The sequence below is a fragment of the Siminovitchia fordii DSM 16014 = CIP 108821 genome (assembly GCF_000374565.1).
Lineage (GTDB): Bacteria > Bacillota > Bacilli > Bacillales > Bacillaceae_C > Siminovitchia > Siminovitchia fordii.
Genome location: NZ_KB894690.1, coordinates 15,968 through 31,797, shown reverse-complemented (window position 1 = coordinate 31,797; position 15,830 = coordinate 15,968). Strand labels below are relative to the sequence as shown.

Below are 15,830 nucleotides of genomic sequence, written 5' to 3'. Positions count from 1 at the left end.
TATAAAAGTGGTACCATCAAAAAACATAATAAGTGGCACTAATATAAACCAGTTTATCATGATAAAGTGATTCAAATAGTAAAAAGGAGATGTATGATTATAATGAAAAACCAGGAAGCCCAGGTCTCTAAAGCACTTAAATCGATTGCACGAAATCAACATATTAAATCTTATATCCAACAGTCCAATGAACTATATCCATCATTATTGAAGGCTGCCAAACGGTTTGTTACAGGGGAATATAAACAAGATGGAATCGAGATAGCAAATGAGCTGATTTCAAAAGGATATTTTATTTCACTTGAATACATTGGAGAAAATACGAAAGAGTTAGAGGATTGTATAAAAGTCAAAGAGGAATTCTTGAATCTTATAGGAAAAATGGGTTCCATGTCAATGAAGCAAACTGTTTCTCTTGATCTCTCGCACATTGGATTATCTCTGAATCCAGACTTAGCTTATATGCATTTAATTGAAATAGCTGAGCAAACAAGTCAATACGGGATTACACTTATGATCAGTATGGAGGAATCATCAAAAACGGACGCCATTCTTGATATCTATAAAAAGGCGACTGAGCAATATCCAAATGTAGGTATAACGCTGCAGGCACATTTATACCGATCCAGTGATGATATTAAGGAACTCATTCATTATCCTGGGAGAATACGAGTTGTAAAAGGTGCTTATGAGGAATCTGCTGAAATCGCTATTGGTAGATCTGAAGAATTAACCGAACGTTATCTGTCACTTGTGGACATCCTCGTAGCAGCAAATCATCCTGTATCCATTGCAACTCACGATGAGGTAATTATTCAGGAATTACTTCATCGTAAACATGTCCAACAACCTAATGTAGAATTTGAAATGCTATATGGAATCGGTTCTGACTTGATATGTGATCTAAAGGAAAAGGGTTACCAAACAAAAGTGTACTTAACATATGGGAAAGATTGGTATTTATATTTATGTCACCGACTTGCTGAGTATCCACCGAACATTTATACTGCAATCTCTGATATTGTACAGCCGAATCTTTCAGATAAAATATTATACTAACTCTTAACACCCTAGTTAAGCTTAAGGTTCATTTAAATAAAAACCGATGTATAATTAGTCTTTCTGCGTCACTTTTTATAATAGACTCATAAATTTAAAAGGAGGGTCGTTAATGGTGAAAAAAATGACGTAGAACTCAAAAAATTTAAAACTATCTTCTCGAAAAAATCCGGCAAAAATGCCTCAAAAAAGAAGGAATTCTTACCGTACCTCTAATTCTTAGTAACAAAATATTTTTACCAATAAACGGCATACTTGTTGGCGAACCAAAATTTATTGTAACACCAGGAGTGAGGAGTAGCTTTTTTAATACCCCGCCACAAGCTATCCGGAACCGTACAACTAGCGTATGGTTTTCATTTACACAATAATAGACAGGGATTCGAATCATCCCTGTCCATTATTAAGCATCCAATTCGTCAAAGGCAATCTGCGGCGGTTCCTTTTTAAAGAAATCAGTTGTAATTGCAATGTAAACAATACCCAACAGAGCCCAGATCCCTCCTGCTATGATGGAATAGGTATCGAGGTTTGCCCACAGGTAAATGACAAATGCCAATCCGATCAATGGGAAGATAAGGTTTCCAACGATAAGGCCAAACTTACGCGGTCCCTTATGTCTGAAAAAGTTGATGATCACACAAAGGTTCACGAATGAAAAAGCAGTAAAAGCTCCCACATTGATAAGGGAAGAAGCCGCTTCCAGGCTTAGAAAAATAGCCGAAAGTGCCAAAAGTCCGATAAGCAGGATGTTAAAAACTGGCGAGTTATATTTTGGATGCAAATAGCCAAAGAAACGTTTCGGGAGCACGCCGTCCCTTCCCATGGCATACAGCAGTCTTGAAGCGCTTAACTGCGAGGCCAAACCTGAGGCGAAACAAGAAAACAATGCTCCTGCAAGGAAAAAGGATAGGAATAAATTCCCGCCGATGATCTTGGCAATTTCCGGAGAGGCTCCTTCAATATCGTTGAAAATGGAAACGTCCGGAAAAAGAGACTGCATAAAATAAGTAACTCCAAAAAAGAAAACGCCCCCAATCCCTGCCACAAGAAGGATCGCTTTCGGTATGGTCTTTTTAGGTTTTACCGTATCTTCTGATAACGTCGTAATCGCATCAAATCCAATAAACGATAAAGCTAATAAGGCCGCTGCCCCGAATAATCCTGATACATCATCACCGGAAGGAAAAATGTCACCAATGGCCATAAAACTTTCCGGCCCTTTGACGATTGAGCGAATGGTTAAATACGTAAAAATAATCCCGACAAGTGCTTGGAATCCAACAAGAAGCAGGTTTACAGACACCGCAATTTTTACACCAAAGATATTTAAAAAGCTGATGATGGCGATTAAACCCACTACCCAGACCCATCCCGGGATATTAGGAAAGCCGGCGGAAAGATAAATGTCAGCAAGTAAAGCATTGATCATCGGCAGCGCGATGTAGGCAATAAAAGTGACCCATCCGACGATGACACCTAAATAAGGATTGATAATGTTCCTCGTATACGTATAGACCGATCCTGCATTAGGAAATTGCCTGACAAGCTTTCCATAACTGAGTGCAGTAAACAGAATGGCAATAAATACAACAATATATGCAGCCGGCACATGGCCCGATGAAATGTCCGATGCGATTCCGAAAGTATCAAACACCGCCATTGGTGCCATGTATGCCAGGCCGATAGCAACGACATGTATTAGTTTCAGTCTTCTTTCAATTCGATTGGGTTGTTTCATAAAAAATCAGACCTCTCAGCTTTAAATGAAGGAAAGACAGGCATATAGTGAATGCGTTTTTACCATTTGGCCAATCCCTTCTTTCGATACCGAATCCTGACTGGCAACTGAACCCGATTCCCTTTCCTACATTCATTGATTTAACATCTACAAAAAAAGTCATTAGATATTCTTGTATTGGAGGAGCTCAAATTAAGAAAAGCGCTAGCAGCTTGTGACCTCAAAGCTACACAAAAACAGATACTTTTCCGAATAATTTTATAAGGAGTTTTCTAAAAAAACACCATTTATAGTAAAGGGACTGCCTGCAAGATTCATGCAGTCCCTTTTTTATAAGCATTTTGTTTTCCTCTTGTAAAATGCTCGGTTTTATTTTGCATTATATACAATTTTTCCGTCAACAATCGTATAGACTACCGGTGTTTCAGAGATGTTTTTCGGATCAATTTTGGTAATATCCTCACCAAGAACGACTATGTCTGCCTTCTTACCAACTTTCAAGGTCCCTAAGTCATCCTCGCGGAACATCTGGTAAGCGACGTTCTTCGTAAATGACTGAAGCATTTCCTCAACAGTGAGCGCAAAGTCAGCGTTGCGAACCATATCCTTGTCCTGCTCTTCAGGATAAGGGCTGTTTCGCGTGACCCCAATCTCTATCCCGTTAAGTGGACGGTAATCAGGGGTTGGAGGATAGTCGCTGCCACTGGCAATCGTTATACCCGCATCCCACATTTTTCGGGCAGGATACATTGCCAGTGCACGTTCTTTCCCTAACATTGCCGCTTCAGTGTCGAAGTACTGATCTTTGTAAAACCAGAACGGTTGCAGGTCGGCCAAGATATTCAATTCAGCCATACGGGGAATATCGTTCTCATCGATTGAGCTAATGTGGGTGATGGTGTGACGCGATTTACTTTCTCCGTTCACATTGGCGGCATTCTCGTACGCATCGATAGTCATTCTAACAGCAGCGTCACCAATGGCGTGAGTATACACCTGGATTCCTGCTTTATCTAGGGCAGTAACCATTTTCTTGAATTCATCAACTTCCCACTCTGAGTCACCGGCGTGGTTGTGGCCCTTGCCAGCCCCTGCACCGTATGGTTCGAGGAAAAGGGCCGTCGAAGCTTCAGTAACGCCATCGGCAAATAGTTTGGCGGTATTGAACTGAACCCAATCCGAGTTGTATTTTTCACGGTTGTCCTGAATACGTTTAACTGCCTCCTCTGGCGACATCTCCGCTCCTACGTAAGATGTGGCAGCGACTCTCAATGTGAGTTTTCCTTCTTTCTCAAGTTCCGCAAGCTGTTCTCCACTACCATGAGGCTGAATACCAGTAATACCAAAGCTGTTAGCTTCTTCAATGAATTTCAACATGGCTTCTTTTTCCTGCTCTTCTGAAAGTGGCGGTGCCATATCTGCTACTTTGCTGAACAAATGACCCCCTTCGCGTACAACACCACGGGGAGAACCGTCCGGATTGCGAACGATTTCGCCACCTTTAGGATTTGGTGTATTCTCGTCTATCCCAGCTAACTCAAACGCTTTAGAGTTGGCCCATACGGCGTGGCAGTCAATAGAGCTAAATATAACCGGAATGTCGGGAACGACCTCATCTAAGGCCTCTTTCGTAGGGCCAAGGTTCGTACCATCCTTCTGTTCATAAGGCCCGTATTTCCATCCACAACCGCCGTTGATGACTTTGGTGTCAGGATTTTTATCCATGAAATCAGCTATTGCCTTCATGTACTCCTCATGGGTATTAAGACTTGAGAGATCTACTGAAAATAGCTTGTCAGGCCACAGACCCGATGGATGCGTATGACCATCCATAAAGCCGGGAGATACCATCTTCCCATCCAGATCAATTACCTCTGTGTCATCGCCTACATATTGTTCCACATCGTCATTACTACCTACGAAGATGATTTCGCCACCTTTTGCAGCAATTGCTTCTGCGGTCGGTTGATCTTCCTCCAAAGTGTAAACACTTCCATTTTTAAGAACGAGCGTAGCCTTTTCATCAGATACTACTCCCTCTTTTTTATTGGCAGCATCTGAATCTTTCTTTTCGGTTACATCTGATTTTTCACTGCAAGCGTTTACCAAAAGCATTAATGGAATAACAATTAAAATTAAAAAGAACAGCTTTTTGCTACGCAAGACATGACTCACGATATTTCACCCCTCCATTGATTTTTCTTAGATAAAAATTTTACTAATCAGTTAACCTTCCCTCTCCCTTCATTTATGATTGAGCGAAGACATGGGTTGCTTGAAAAATCTGGAATCATAACTTACTAACCTCGTCAAGCTTCCAAATAGATTCGATTTCAGTAACTTTCCTATGCATTCCCCTCATCGATAACAAGATGCAAAAATCGTACCAAAATTAGGTAATCTTTAAAAATCAATAAAATTTCAACTAATTTTGGGCTATTTTCATTCTTTGGACGCCACTTTCAATTTTACTTTTTAGTAATCTTTTTAAAAAAAACGAAGCGAAAGCGAGTAAAAATGATGCGAAAGTGAATCGATTCAACAGCTTTTTTCTCGTAAACTCAGACCGGTAATTTTTTGATCAAAATATAGGTTTTCAATACTCATTAACTAAAAAGCCGCATTCCTTTTGACGGGAATGCGACTTTTAAATCACATAGTTTTTTGGACCATACCTTCAAGTAAGGTAACTGGGGCGTTTATTACAACATGCCACCCAAAACTGCTGTACCAGGGCATCTTTCTCTAAAGAACGGAAGTGGAAAAGCCTCTGCAGGAAGCCATCGATCCAATGATCAAATCTCCATTTGGTTCAGGATGAAGGAGTGGATATCCACTCTTTCTTCTATTTATGTGTTAAATACAGTAAGCTCAATATAATCAATCGAGTTTTAGTTGGTAACAAAATGTACATTTTTCAAAACCATAAATGTCATCTCTGGTAAGAACCGAATCTAAGAACATTGCAGTACACCCTATAACTTCAGCTATTTTTTTAGCATGATCCATCAATATACGCCCGTATCCTTTCCCACGATCTTCTTCTTTAGAAATCATACTAGATACGTATCAAGATTTTCCAATTACCCCTTTCGGTTTTCTTGTATGAGAACATGAAGTCATCTGACGCTGGTTCCAAGAATTACGCCATGTGTAATGCTACGCTAAAATATTGCCAACTAAACCTGGACCCATTGATTCCTTTAATGTATTTCATCGGGCCTTCTGCACCCCATTCCATTCCTTTTAATCGCTTAACAGACTTCTGTATAAGGTTGTAATCTGGCTTGTACAGCTACAGCTGTAAAATGTTAATCTGATACCATTCTGTATAAAGTGAACGAAGAGGGGCACCCTCTTCGTTCGTTTTTTCTCTAATGTTCATTGTTTATGTTTGAATTTATCACTTTTCAGATCAATCGTACTCAGCAAGTTCTTCAGACGTCATGAATCCTATCTTGATGAAAGTTCCCGGGGGATTACGTTTGGGTGAGACTTACTATAACCATCGGCTACAGGACTAACTTCTTTTGGATAAGGTACAACATTGTTTCCTTCATTCTCAACTACGGCTTCAGAGGGTACCTCTCTAGGGGCCACTTCTCTTGGTTGAGCTTCAGAAGGTACCTCTCCAGGGGCTACTTCTCTTGGTTGCGCTTCAGAAGGTACCTCTCCAGGGGCCACTTCTCTTGGTTGAGCTTCAGAAGGTACCTCTCCAGGGGCTACTTCTCTTGGTTGCGCTTCAGAAGGTACCTCTCCAGGGGCCACTTCTCTTGGTTGAGCTTCAGAAGGTACCTCTCCAGGGGCCACTTCTCTTGGTTGAGCTTCAGAAGGTACCTCTCCAGGGGCTACTTCTCTTGGTTGAGCTTCAGAAGGTACCTCTCCAGGGGCCACTTCTCTTGGTTGAGCTTCAGAAGGTACCTCTCCAGGGGCTACTTCTCTTGGTTGAGCTTCAGAAGGTACCTCTCCAGGGGCCACTTCTCTTGGTTGAGCTTCAGCATGACTTTCCTCATTTCCAATGACTTTGGGCGTATAATCAGAAGCCAATGCCGCTGCTGATGTGCTAATTACAGCAACCAAAAACACCGCTGTTATCGTGAGGTACATTGTTTTCTTTTTTTGTTTCTTAACATGAAGCATCATAATTAATCTCCTTTTCAATTGTTTGCCGTCACCCGATAAAGAGGCACAAAATTGTACGGGTAAATTCCTTGATCCTGTCATGACGCTTAAGATCGTCTCCCCATAGCGTTTTCGCTCGGCATAGGACATCTCTTTTACGACTTCTTCATCACAAGACAGCTCGCTCCATATATGAATGTCCTTGCGAAGTATGTGCACCAAGGGGTTAAACCAATGTAAGGCACTTGCTCCGAGAGTGAACGCTTTGACCCATAAATCTTTCCGTTTCAGATGGATCAATTCATGACGGATCACCATATCCACGTTAATGGTATTATCTTTAGGAAGATAAATGGTTGGTTTCCATAGGCCGACAAGAACAGGACTCCGAACGATGGAGCTGTATGCAAGTCTGACGTTGCTTTTTACACCAAGGGCTTCCTTGATGAATGAGAGCTGTTTAGCTGCTTCGCTGCTTATCGGAACGGTGGTACGCGTATGTTCTAGTTTCTTTAAAAATCTGCAATAACAGTACATCTGCCATGCAGCAAAAGCTATAGCGCCGATTGCCCATAAGACAATAAGGGAAAGGACTACGTTTGCTGATATGGTCAGTTCTGGGATGAGTTGCTTCGGATGAATCCCTGAATATTGACCGGGCAGCGCATGTTGCACAGTTGAAGGCAACTCGTTCACGATGGGGACGGTTGATGTTGCATTAAATGTAAAAAACGGTGAGATCCACTGAATACCAAGGACCACGGGTAAAAGATAAAAACCTATTGCCATTTTACTAATGCTATAGCGCCACTTAGTAGGAAAGACATTGATGGATACGATCCGCAGTACAAGAGTGGAGGCTACGACGGCACTTCCAGCAACGGTAAGGGTAAAGAGCATTTCGAGAATAGTATTCATAAACACCTCCTACTTTTGCGAAAACCATTGCTTCAGCTCTGCAATATCTTCATCTGAAAGCTTTTCGCCGTCATACAAAGCTGAAATTAGATTTTTAACCGAGCCTTGATATAATCCGTCCAGGACGTGCTGCGTTTCCATGAGCTTATACTCTTCAGGCGAAATGCGAGGCACATATTTATTTGTCCGTCCATGCCTCGTATACGTAAGTGCCCCTTTGTCCACCAAGCGCGATAAGAAGGTGGAAATGGTCTGTGCCTTCCATTCTCTTCCTCTCTTGGCAAACAGAGCGAGCAATTCGGTGGATGTGACAGGCGGTGTACACTCCCAAATCACCTCCATTAGCTCCATTTCAGTATCCGATAATTTTTGAACCTGGTTCACGGTGAACACCTCTTTATGTCGTTATGCGTCCATAACGAATAGTTACTACACAGTGTAGTGTTTCAAAAATACTACACTGTGTAGTGATATGTCAAGCTGAAATTTACTACTACCTAGAACTTATACGTAAAATTAAAGAACCGCAAGGGAGCGCGGTTCTTGTCTACAATACTGTTTAAATTATCGAGATCACCGAAATTCCCCGGGTCCTGACCCAGACAGCGAGAGATCGTTGCAACGGTACGCTTGAGCTTGATAGAGGCCATGATCTGAGAGAGCGCGGTTGGAGGTGCCGTAAACGATACGAAATGGACAACGTCAGGAATTCTCCCTCCTGCACGATCGTTACGATGTAGAGAAAGTCGATATGAGCATTAGTTGCTCCAAACGGTATAGGGCTCTCACCTTCTTGTTCAGCTTATCGGATAGGCATGCAGCCGGTATACGAAGCTCAGTTTGCGGTACAATTCCAATGCTGCTTCCACATCATAGACAACATGCCATTTCCGTTTGGAAACTTTATGCTTGATTCTTAAAAAATAAATAGCCTAAAATTGTGTTCAATGGTGCAGTAAAATTAAGTGATTATATACTAATAAACAAAGGAAAAAATATTAAGGCTATATAAACTGATACCACTATCATTTATAATGAACTGGACAATCTCATAAAAAATCGAGGTATAAAATGGTTATTATTGGAATTATTACTCTTGTTTTACTCATTATTTTCCTTGCTTCTTATTTAACAGATCCTAGAAGAATAATAAATGGCTTTCTATTTAACGTATTTTTTTGTTCATTTATCATTTTTCTATGTTATTTAGGGTTTAGTTCAGATTTTGTAATTCTTAGATTGATCGCTATTGTTCCAATTGTTATTCTGGCCTTTATATTAACTTTTGGATTATTTGCTCTATGTGTTGGATTATTTTTAAATGCACGAATCCTGCTGAAAAGGGAAAGCCGGAGGTTTGCCAACAGTTTAACGTTAATTTTAGGTATTTTTCTTCTGTTATTCATTCTATTCCGTACGGTGAATCCTGTGCGTTTTTTGCCTTACTATTTTGAACCTTTATACACTGGGATTTCCTTTATCATAGTGTATTTCTTTTTACACTTAACTAACTTTTTAACCGCATATTTGTTATATCAATTTAACAGACCAAAATTAAACCAAGATTTTATTATTGTTCTTGGTAGTGGTTTAATTAAAGATAAAGTGCCACCACTTTTGGCAAGTCGCATTAATAAAGCAATTGATTTTTATTGGAAACAAGCAGCTATAGCCTCCCCGCCTATATTAATTTTCTCAGGTGGGCAAGGCCCGGATGAAGATCTTCCCGAAGCTGAAGCAATGCAGGATTATGCTATAGAGAAAGGGATTCCTTTGGAGCATACTTTAACAGAAGCTCGTTCTGTCAATACATTTCAGAATATGCTCTACTCAAAACAAATCATGGATTCAGTAAAAGGCAGTGATTACAACAGCATCTTTACTACAAACAATTTTCATTTATTTAGGGCAAGCCTGTATGCGAAGAAGGCAGGTTTAAAGAGCCAAGGAATTGGTTCAAAAACCGCGCTTTATTACTGGCCAAATGCCATGATTCGCGAATATATTGCTATTGTCGTGATGCAACGTAAACGTCATACCTTTATAGCTGGGACAATATTAGGATTTTCAGTCCTTCTAGCCATTTTTTCTTTTTTATTTTTATAGCCGATACAAAAAGCCATTCATCAATTTCTGTGAATGACTCTACCGGTTTACTAATTTAGCTAGAATATCAAATGATATAACTTATATTTTACTCCATAATAGTTTAATTAGAATCTATTTTTTTAGTTACAAGCGCTCCAACCTTACACTATTTTAAAAATAACGGTACCATTACTTATTTTTTCTATCCTCTGCATTGTTCGATGTATTTTTATCTTTGCTAACCTGATAATCATTAAAATTGAACACTCAACCTGTTCCAGCAATCTTTTTTCCCCGCGGTTGGAGACTTGATTCATCCGGTTCAGTAGTAATGCCAAGTTCATCAAACTGACCATCATTTTTTAGTTGTAAACTTAGCATGCCGGTACCATTTTCATTTGGTTTGAATCTCCCTGCACTTTCACGCTCACCTTCTTTTATGAACCAAACCTGATATACTTCCATACCTTTCAACTGAGGCATATTTTCAATCTGGACAATCAACTTTTTTGACCTCCCATCTTGTATAACGGCGGCATATCCGGTTAATTGATTGTTCGTTACATCTGATGCCTGAATCGTCATTGTATTCACTACTTCAGTGGGCACAGAATGATCAGGTTGTAGCCCGGTCAAAGAGCTTTGAGAAAAAGGGTTGTCTATTATCAGGAAAAGGGAAATGGCTGTTAGAAAAATCAGGAGACCGCTTGCCAGTGGACTAATTTGATTTTTCGATGGAGTAGTCCAATGTTTCGATTTTCTGATGGCCTTCCGATTATGTTCCCTCATAAAAACATAATCCATTACATCTTTCTTTAATGAAAGGGGGACCCCTTTTTCTTCAAAACCCCATTGTAAAGCATTCCAGGAATCGTTTATTTCTTCATAACCCTCCGAACATAATTCGCACCTATTTAAATGTTTGATAAATTTCCCATTTTCCTTTTCACTTAGCTCTCCCGTCATAAAGAGAAATAACTTCCTGCAATCCCCCTCCATCTATGTATCCCCCAATTCCAAATATTTCTTTAGTCTCTTAAGAGATTGATAAAGTCTGCTTTTAATCGTCCCGACCGGTTCTTTCTCAATCTCGGCAATTTCTATTAATGAATAGCCTTGCCAATACAACAGATCGATCAACCTTTTCTGAGCAGAACTTAATTTGCTTTTTGCTGCGGACAATTCATTCCTGAGAAGGCTTGTTTCAACCTCATTGTATGGATCAGGGATCTTATTTCGGCTGGACGGGTCGACATCAAATTGATGTTTGAGATATGCATAATCTTTACGTATATAATCCACACAAACGTGTCTAGTAATCGTCAAAAGCCAGTTAACAAAACTTCCCTTCTTGGATTGGTAGGTGCTATTTGTTGTCCAAAGTTTCAGAAAGATAATTTGTATAATCTCCTTTGTCATTTCCTTATTACCATTTGTAAATTTAAACGTAAAGCTATAGATCAGTTTGATATATCGATCGTAGATTTCTTCCAAAGCAGGCCGATATTTATCATTGATCAATCTCATTAATTCCTCATCGTCTTTATCCCTCAATCTTGGCTACACCCCATTCTATTAGTTCTTAAAAAGAAGCAGGAACTGCCGGTTAACACAGCAGTCCCTATGTCGTTAGAGACATTACTTAAAATCGGTATCCTTATTGATAAGATACCAAACATCCTTGACACCTTGCCCGTTTACGTCCCCTTTGTTTTGATCCTTTGCAAAATAATACAGAGGATATCCTTTATAAGTAACCTGTTCAGCATCTGTATCCTCTCTTGTAATCGTTCCAAAATCACTCCTTTCAAATCCTTCGGGAACATCGAAATCTTTTTCCGTAAACGGCGGTCAGTTGTCCAAACACTCTCCGCTGCAATTGCTTGTTTCTGGCTCATCCTTTTTGAAATAATAGAGTGCCATCCCTTTTGAATCTGCAAGATATTCTCCCACTTTATCATCCTCAAGTATTTGAAGGCTTGCTGTTTCGCCGCCCATATCACCGCTCTCTTCCGTACTCTTAGCCTTTTCCGTCTGACCCGATCCTTGTTCCGAGGCTGTTTTTCCCTGTGAGGCGTCCCCCCCATTGCCAGCACTTTCTTTCTCGGCGCTTCCACAGGCACCCAATAGCATGGCCGAAAAAAACAAGGCCAGAATGATCATCATTCTTCTCATCATCAATCACTCCTTTGAATTATTTCCATCCCCATTTTTGAAACACCTCATGGGAAGCTTCCGTTTTTAAGAAGGCAATGAATTGCTTTGCGGCTTTCCTTTGATCAGAGTTGGCAGCTATGCTGATAGGCGTACCTCTATACAGCTTTTCCTCATCAGGAAGTTCAACCAGATCGGTCACATCTGCTAAACGGTAATGCCAGGATTCATATGTAATCCAAGCATCATACTTATCGTTCTTCTTCCAGATTTCTATCGCTTCTGCACTGGAGGTTACGGACTGATCAATATTCCTGCTAATCCCGGGGATGAGCCCTTTACGGCCTGCCAAATCCTCCCACAAACCCAGTTGACCTGCTCCATTTACATCGAGAATCTTGATTCTGTTCTTGGTTAAATCCTCCAGTGATTGGATGTTTTTCGGATTGCCTTTTCTCACCAATATTCCGGCTGCCCTGGGAAACAGCTCTGTTTGTGATTGTTCATCAATCAATCCGGGATGGTTCAGCATCATATTACGAAGCATGTATTCAGAGCCTCCGTAGATAAGGTCAGCATCTTGCTTTGCGTCTTCGATCCATTTTGATTCGGGGCCGGCTGTCACTTCAACATGAATTCCAGTTTCCTTTGAAAACTTTTCGGCTAGCTCCTCAATAGGCCCTAAAGGCCCTCCTGGCCCATACACGTGCAAGGTGTTTCCGTTTTCCTTAGCAGCTTTTACACCGGAAGGTCCCATGGACACACATCCGCATAACGAAAGCGGAACGAGCAACATGAATAATACGATTCCTATTCTGTTTAACAATTTTCTATCTCCTTCCAAAAATACTCTATCATTATAAATAACGGTGGATTTAGGCAAACGGTTTGAAGTACCTTGATTAAATAGCCTTATCATAGCGATAAGCCATTTTTATAGAAGAAAGAGCAGGCAGGCGGCGTGCTGTCCACAGCTTGATATGGAGAGACGGGGATTTGAGAGGTCTTACATCTTGATATGAAATATCTAGTTCAAAGAGGCATTGAGTATTAATAGATATAGTAAAGAAATGGATACTAAATCCTATAACTTAAAAAAATACAATGAACGCTGTGAAGCATCCGTTCGTTAATTTTAAAAAAATAATGAATCCGCTACACAAAACTAGTTAAAATGAATCCAAGTAAAAAAAAGCTGATTCAAAAGGGAGTTTTTAAAGACTTGTGGAGTCAGTCTTTCCCTTTTTATATTTTTTTGCTTATTTTTATGCCCTTGATGGGTATACAGTTCTGTATGCAGTACCTTTTAACCAGCTATTTGGGATTTTTAGATCTGCGTTGCCCACTTTTTCAAATTGAGGGCAACACAAACTAGACGCCATTCCACTGTTTTTCTAGCCTATGACCTAGGGCAAACATTAGCAGTACAGTTCCAATCGTTGAACCTCTCAAAAGAAAATAATGTTAAGATGGTCAATTGTCACACCCTATCTATTATTATAAGAATTTACAAATCCTTACTTAAAAACATCCTAAAATTAATATTTCCCTTCTATCTATAAAGATAATACACACACATCAGAGAGAGGATTGTAAAATGTATCGGATTTGGAAGAACAAAATCGCTTACGCGACTAACTCACGACCCAAGTGATGATTAATCAATTGGGTTCTCTCTCGCATCAATCATGGTGCTATTACACTTTGGGCAATGTAATTTCACTTCTTCTCCTTTGTTTAAGTCCACACTAAATTCGCCGATAATATATTCGGGAACTTCATCGGTTGTATTGCAATCCAGGCACCGGAAAATGACAATTTCCAAGTCTTCGTCTAACCCAAAAGGGTCTTCCTCTTTTAGGCAGTCTTCCAGATTCTCCTGTTGATTTTTTCTGCTAGACAAGCCCATATTCCCTCCATTTCTTATACGTTTCGGTTTCTTGTATGTAATGATAGATTCACCCTTAATCACTGTGCCATATCCCAACCAGGTCATTACGGCATGATTACGAAATATTCTTGACATTGGCATATACTGTGATTACGAGTAGGAGAATTGTGCACTTTGAAGATTACAGATGTATTTGAAGAAGATGGCACTTACTTCCTCAATATTAACAAGACTCTCTATAATCCAAAGAACATATTAAAGGATTATAAATTGGTCACAACCAAGAATAAGGCATCGAGAAGAATCATTGACATAGATCCGGTCGTATATGAAGCTTTGCAAAATGTCATAGCATATAACGAGCAATTAAAAGAAGCTACAGGAGAAGATTATCACGACGAAGATTTCATTTTTGTTAATAGCAATAAGTATCCCGGTTATCCTCATTATATTAAATTTGTTCAACATCGAATGAATCGGATTCTACGCATTGCAAATATGAATCCTCATTTGAGTCCACATGCCTTCCGTCATACACATACGTCTTTATTGGCGGAAGCAGGTGTGGAATTAGAACGAATCATGAAACGTTTGGGACATGCGAATGACGAGATTACAAAGAGGATATATTTGCATATTACCAAACCAGTTCGAGAAAAAGATGCAGAACGATTTAGTCAGTTAATGGATCAGGTTATAAATATCGAAACGTAGAAAACAACACGATAATGAAGCTTCAGAAAACCTTCAAAACCATTCGCAAAATGAAACCAACCCGTTTTGAAACAATCGTTCAAAACGGGTATATTCTAAAAAAAGACCACCATTTTTATGAGGGTCTTTTTTAAACCTATATATTGATACTAAAATCTCGTTTCCCAATTATACCGAAAGCCCATTTTAAAAAGAATATCATCGAAGCTTACAGATGTAAATTTATTTTCATATTCATTAAAGAGCAGTTTAATTTCTTTAATGAGTTGCTTATGATCTTTTCTAGGTAAAACAAGTTTAAGGAACGTTATCAAGGTAAACAACCTTCCATTATTTATATGATTTCGTGGAATGCCTAATATTTTTCCAATTTGAGCGTTTCTGGGTGGGTTGTGTACACTAAAGCTATACATTCTTTCTTCATGAGCACATACATTTCTAAAGAAATTCGCCATTTTTAGTACATCCAAAATTATAGCCGGTGTTATTTGGCAATTTTGTTGGTAATCTCTATTAAAGTTTATTGCAAAGTCCTTAGCGATAGTGTTCTGTAAACTATCAGTGAGACACATGTAAAAATAATTGATATTGCCTAATGTTAAATAATTTACTAAAACCCATAGCGGAACACCATCATGAAAATCCAAATAATGTTTTATTGGATTCTCACCTTTTGCTTTACCTTTTTTTGATATAGTATTTGAAATTGTTGATATTAAATCAAGTACGTTTTTTAATTGATCAGGATTACGAGTATAATTCTTCAATACTAAATAAGCATGCTGTTCTTTATACTTCTCCGAAAAACGATAAGAAATTTTTGCTTTAATACTACTTTCAAACATTAATATATATTCTAATATTAAGTTTCTCAAACTTCGATCAAAAGAATAAAGCTGATATATTTCATCAAAGGTTGTACCTTTTTTATATTCCTCTGGATCAAGTGGTTTACCTTGAGTATCTAATTTAAGAAAAAGATCCTTATACCCATTTATCAAAGCATAATATCCTTCTTTTTCGAGTATTCTCAATGCTGTTGATCCATTTTTAACTTCTAAACCACGGTCACGTAAGATTCCCAATTGTTGTCTATGAGTTTTAAAAGGTTTCAAACGTCTTCATCTCCATAAAAATAGCCCA

At 39.2% G+C, this 15,830-nt stretch carries 14 protein-coding genes and 1 pseudogene; 3 read left to right on the top strand and 12 right to left on the bottom strand.

Translation table 11 applies throughout. The features are described from left to right. Nucleotides 1–102: 102 nt before the first annotated feature. Nucleotides 103–1,059 (top strand): proline dehydrogenase family protein, encoded by a 957-nt coding sequence (locus tag C509_RS0109990; protein WP_018706791.1) that lies wholly within the window; start codon nt 103–105, stop codon nt 1,057–1,059. A gap of 403 nt (nt 1,060–1,462) precedes the next feature. On the opposite strand, the gene C509_RS0109985 is transcribed toward C509_RS0109990, so the two are convergent. From C509_RS0109985 to C509_RS0109965, 5 genes are all read right to left on the bottom strand, one after another. Then, a complete protein-coding gene (locus C509_RS0109985) occupies nt 1,463–2,800 on the bottom strand; it encodes an APC family permease (protein ID WP_018706790.1) in 1,338 nt (445 codons plus the stop codon). Between the two features lie 369 nt (nt 2,801–3,169). Then, entirely contained in the window at nt 3,170–4,975 is a 1,806-nt protein-coding gene (locus tag C509_RS0109980; RefSeq protein ID WP_018706789.1) for an amidohydrolase, read from the bottom strand. Between the two features lie 705 nt (nt 4,976–5,680). Further along, the gene (locus C509_RS26470) at nt 5,681–5,857 is read right to left on the bottom strand and encodes a GNAT family N-acetyltransferase (RefSeq protein WP_018706788.1); all 177 of its coding nucleotides are present in this window, start codon (nt 5,855–5,857) and stop codon (nt 5,681–5,683) included. 396 nt (nt 5,858–6,253) lie between these two features. Then, nucleotides 6,254–7,840: a M56 family metallopeptidase gene (locus tag C509_RS0109970; protein ID WP_018706787.1), complete on the bottom strand. Its 1,587-nt coding sequence runs from the start codon at nt 7,838–7,840 to the stop codon at nt 6,254–6,256. Nucleotides 7,841–7,849: 9 nt separating this feature from the next. After that, nucleotides 7,850–8,224: a BlaI/MecI/CopY family transcriptional regulator gene (locus C509_RS0109965; protein WP_018706786.1), complete on the bottom strand. Its 375-nt coding sequence runs from the start codon at nt 8,222–8,224 to the stop codon at nt 7,850–7,852. 687 nt (nt 8,225–8,911) lie between these two features. On the opposite strand from C509_RS0109965, the gene C509_RS0109960 reads away from it, so the two are divergent. Continuing rightward, nucleotides 8,912–9,946, top strand: coding sequence for a YdcF family protein (locus C509_RS0109960; protein ID WP_018706785.1), 1,035 nt, complete (start codon nt 8,912–8,914; stop codon nt 9,944–9,946). Nucleotides 9,947–10,195: 249 nt separating this feature from the next. Here C509_RS0109960 and C509_RS0109955 read toward each other — a convergent pair whose 3' ends face one another. The 6 genes from C509_RS0109955 to C509_RS0109935 all read right to left on the bottom strand — a co-directional run bounded on the left by C509_RS0109955 (nt 10,196) and on the right by C509_RS0109935 (nt 13,991). Continuing rightward, complete coding sequence (locus C509_RS0109955) at nt 10,196–10,927, bottom strand: anti-sigma factor (protein ID WP_018706784.1); 732 nt, start codon at nt 10,925–10,927, stop codon at nt 10,196–10,198. Continuing rightward, the gene (locus C509_RS0109950; protein WP_018706783.1) at nt 10,928–11,482 is read right to left on the bottom strand and encodes an RNA polymerase sigma factor; all 555 of its coding nucleotides are present in this window, start codon (nt 11,480–11,482) and stop codon (nt 10,928–10,930) included. Between the two features lie 84 nt (nt 11,483–11,566). Continuing rightward, nucleotides 11,567–11,716: a COG4315 family predicted lipoprotein gene (locus C509_RS27490; protein WP_425423161.1), complete on the bottom strand. Its 150-nt coding sequence runs from the start codon at nt 11,714–11,716 to the stop codon at nt 11,567–11,569. A 63-nt stretch (nt 11,717–11,779) separates the two neighbouring features. After that, the gene (locus C509_RS27485) at nt 11,780–12,103 is read right to left on the bottom strand and encodes a hypothetical protein (protein ID WP_018706782.1); all 324 of its coding nucleotides are present in this window, start codon (nt 12,101–12,103) and stop codon (nt 11,780–11,782) included. A gap of 19 nt (nt 12,104–12,122) precedes the next feature. Then, nucleotides 12,123–12,908, bottom strand: coding sequence for a substrate-binding domain-containing protein (locus C509_RS0109940; RefSeq protein ID WP_018706781.1), 786 nt, complete (start codon nt 12,906–12,908; stop codon nt 12,123–12,125). Nucleotides 12,909–13,739: 831 nt separating this feature from the next. Then, nucleotides 13,740–13,991, bottom strand: coding sequence for a hypothetical protein (locus C509_RS0109935; RefSeq protein ID WP_018706780.1), 252 nt, complete (start codon nt 13,989–13,991; stop codon nt 13,740–13,742). Nucleotides 13,992–14,135: 144 nt separating this feature from the next. On the opposite strand from C509_RS0109935, the pseudogene C509_RS24750 reads away from it, so the two are divergent. Continuing rightward, nucleotides 14,136–14,687: pseudogene (locus tag C509_RS24750) on the top strand (site-specific integrase); the annotation flags it as partial. 149 nt (nt 14,688–14,836) lie between these two features. On the opposite strand, the gene C509_RS0109925 reads toward C509_RS24750, so the two are convergent. Continuing rightward, on the bottom strand, nt 14,837–15,802 hold the full coding sequence (locus C509_RS0109925) for an Abi family protein (protein ID WP_018706779.1): 966 nt from the start codon (nt 15,800–15,802) through the stop codon (nt 14,837–14,839). Nucleotides 15,803–15,830: the final 28 nt, after the last annotated feature.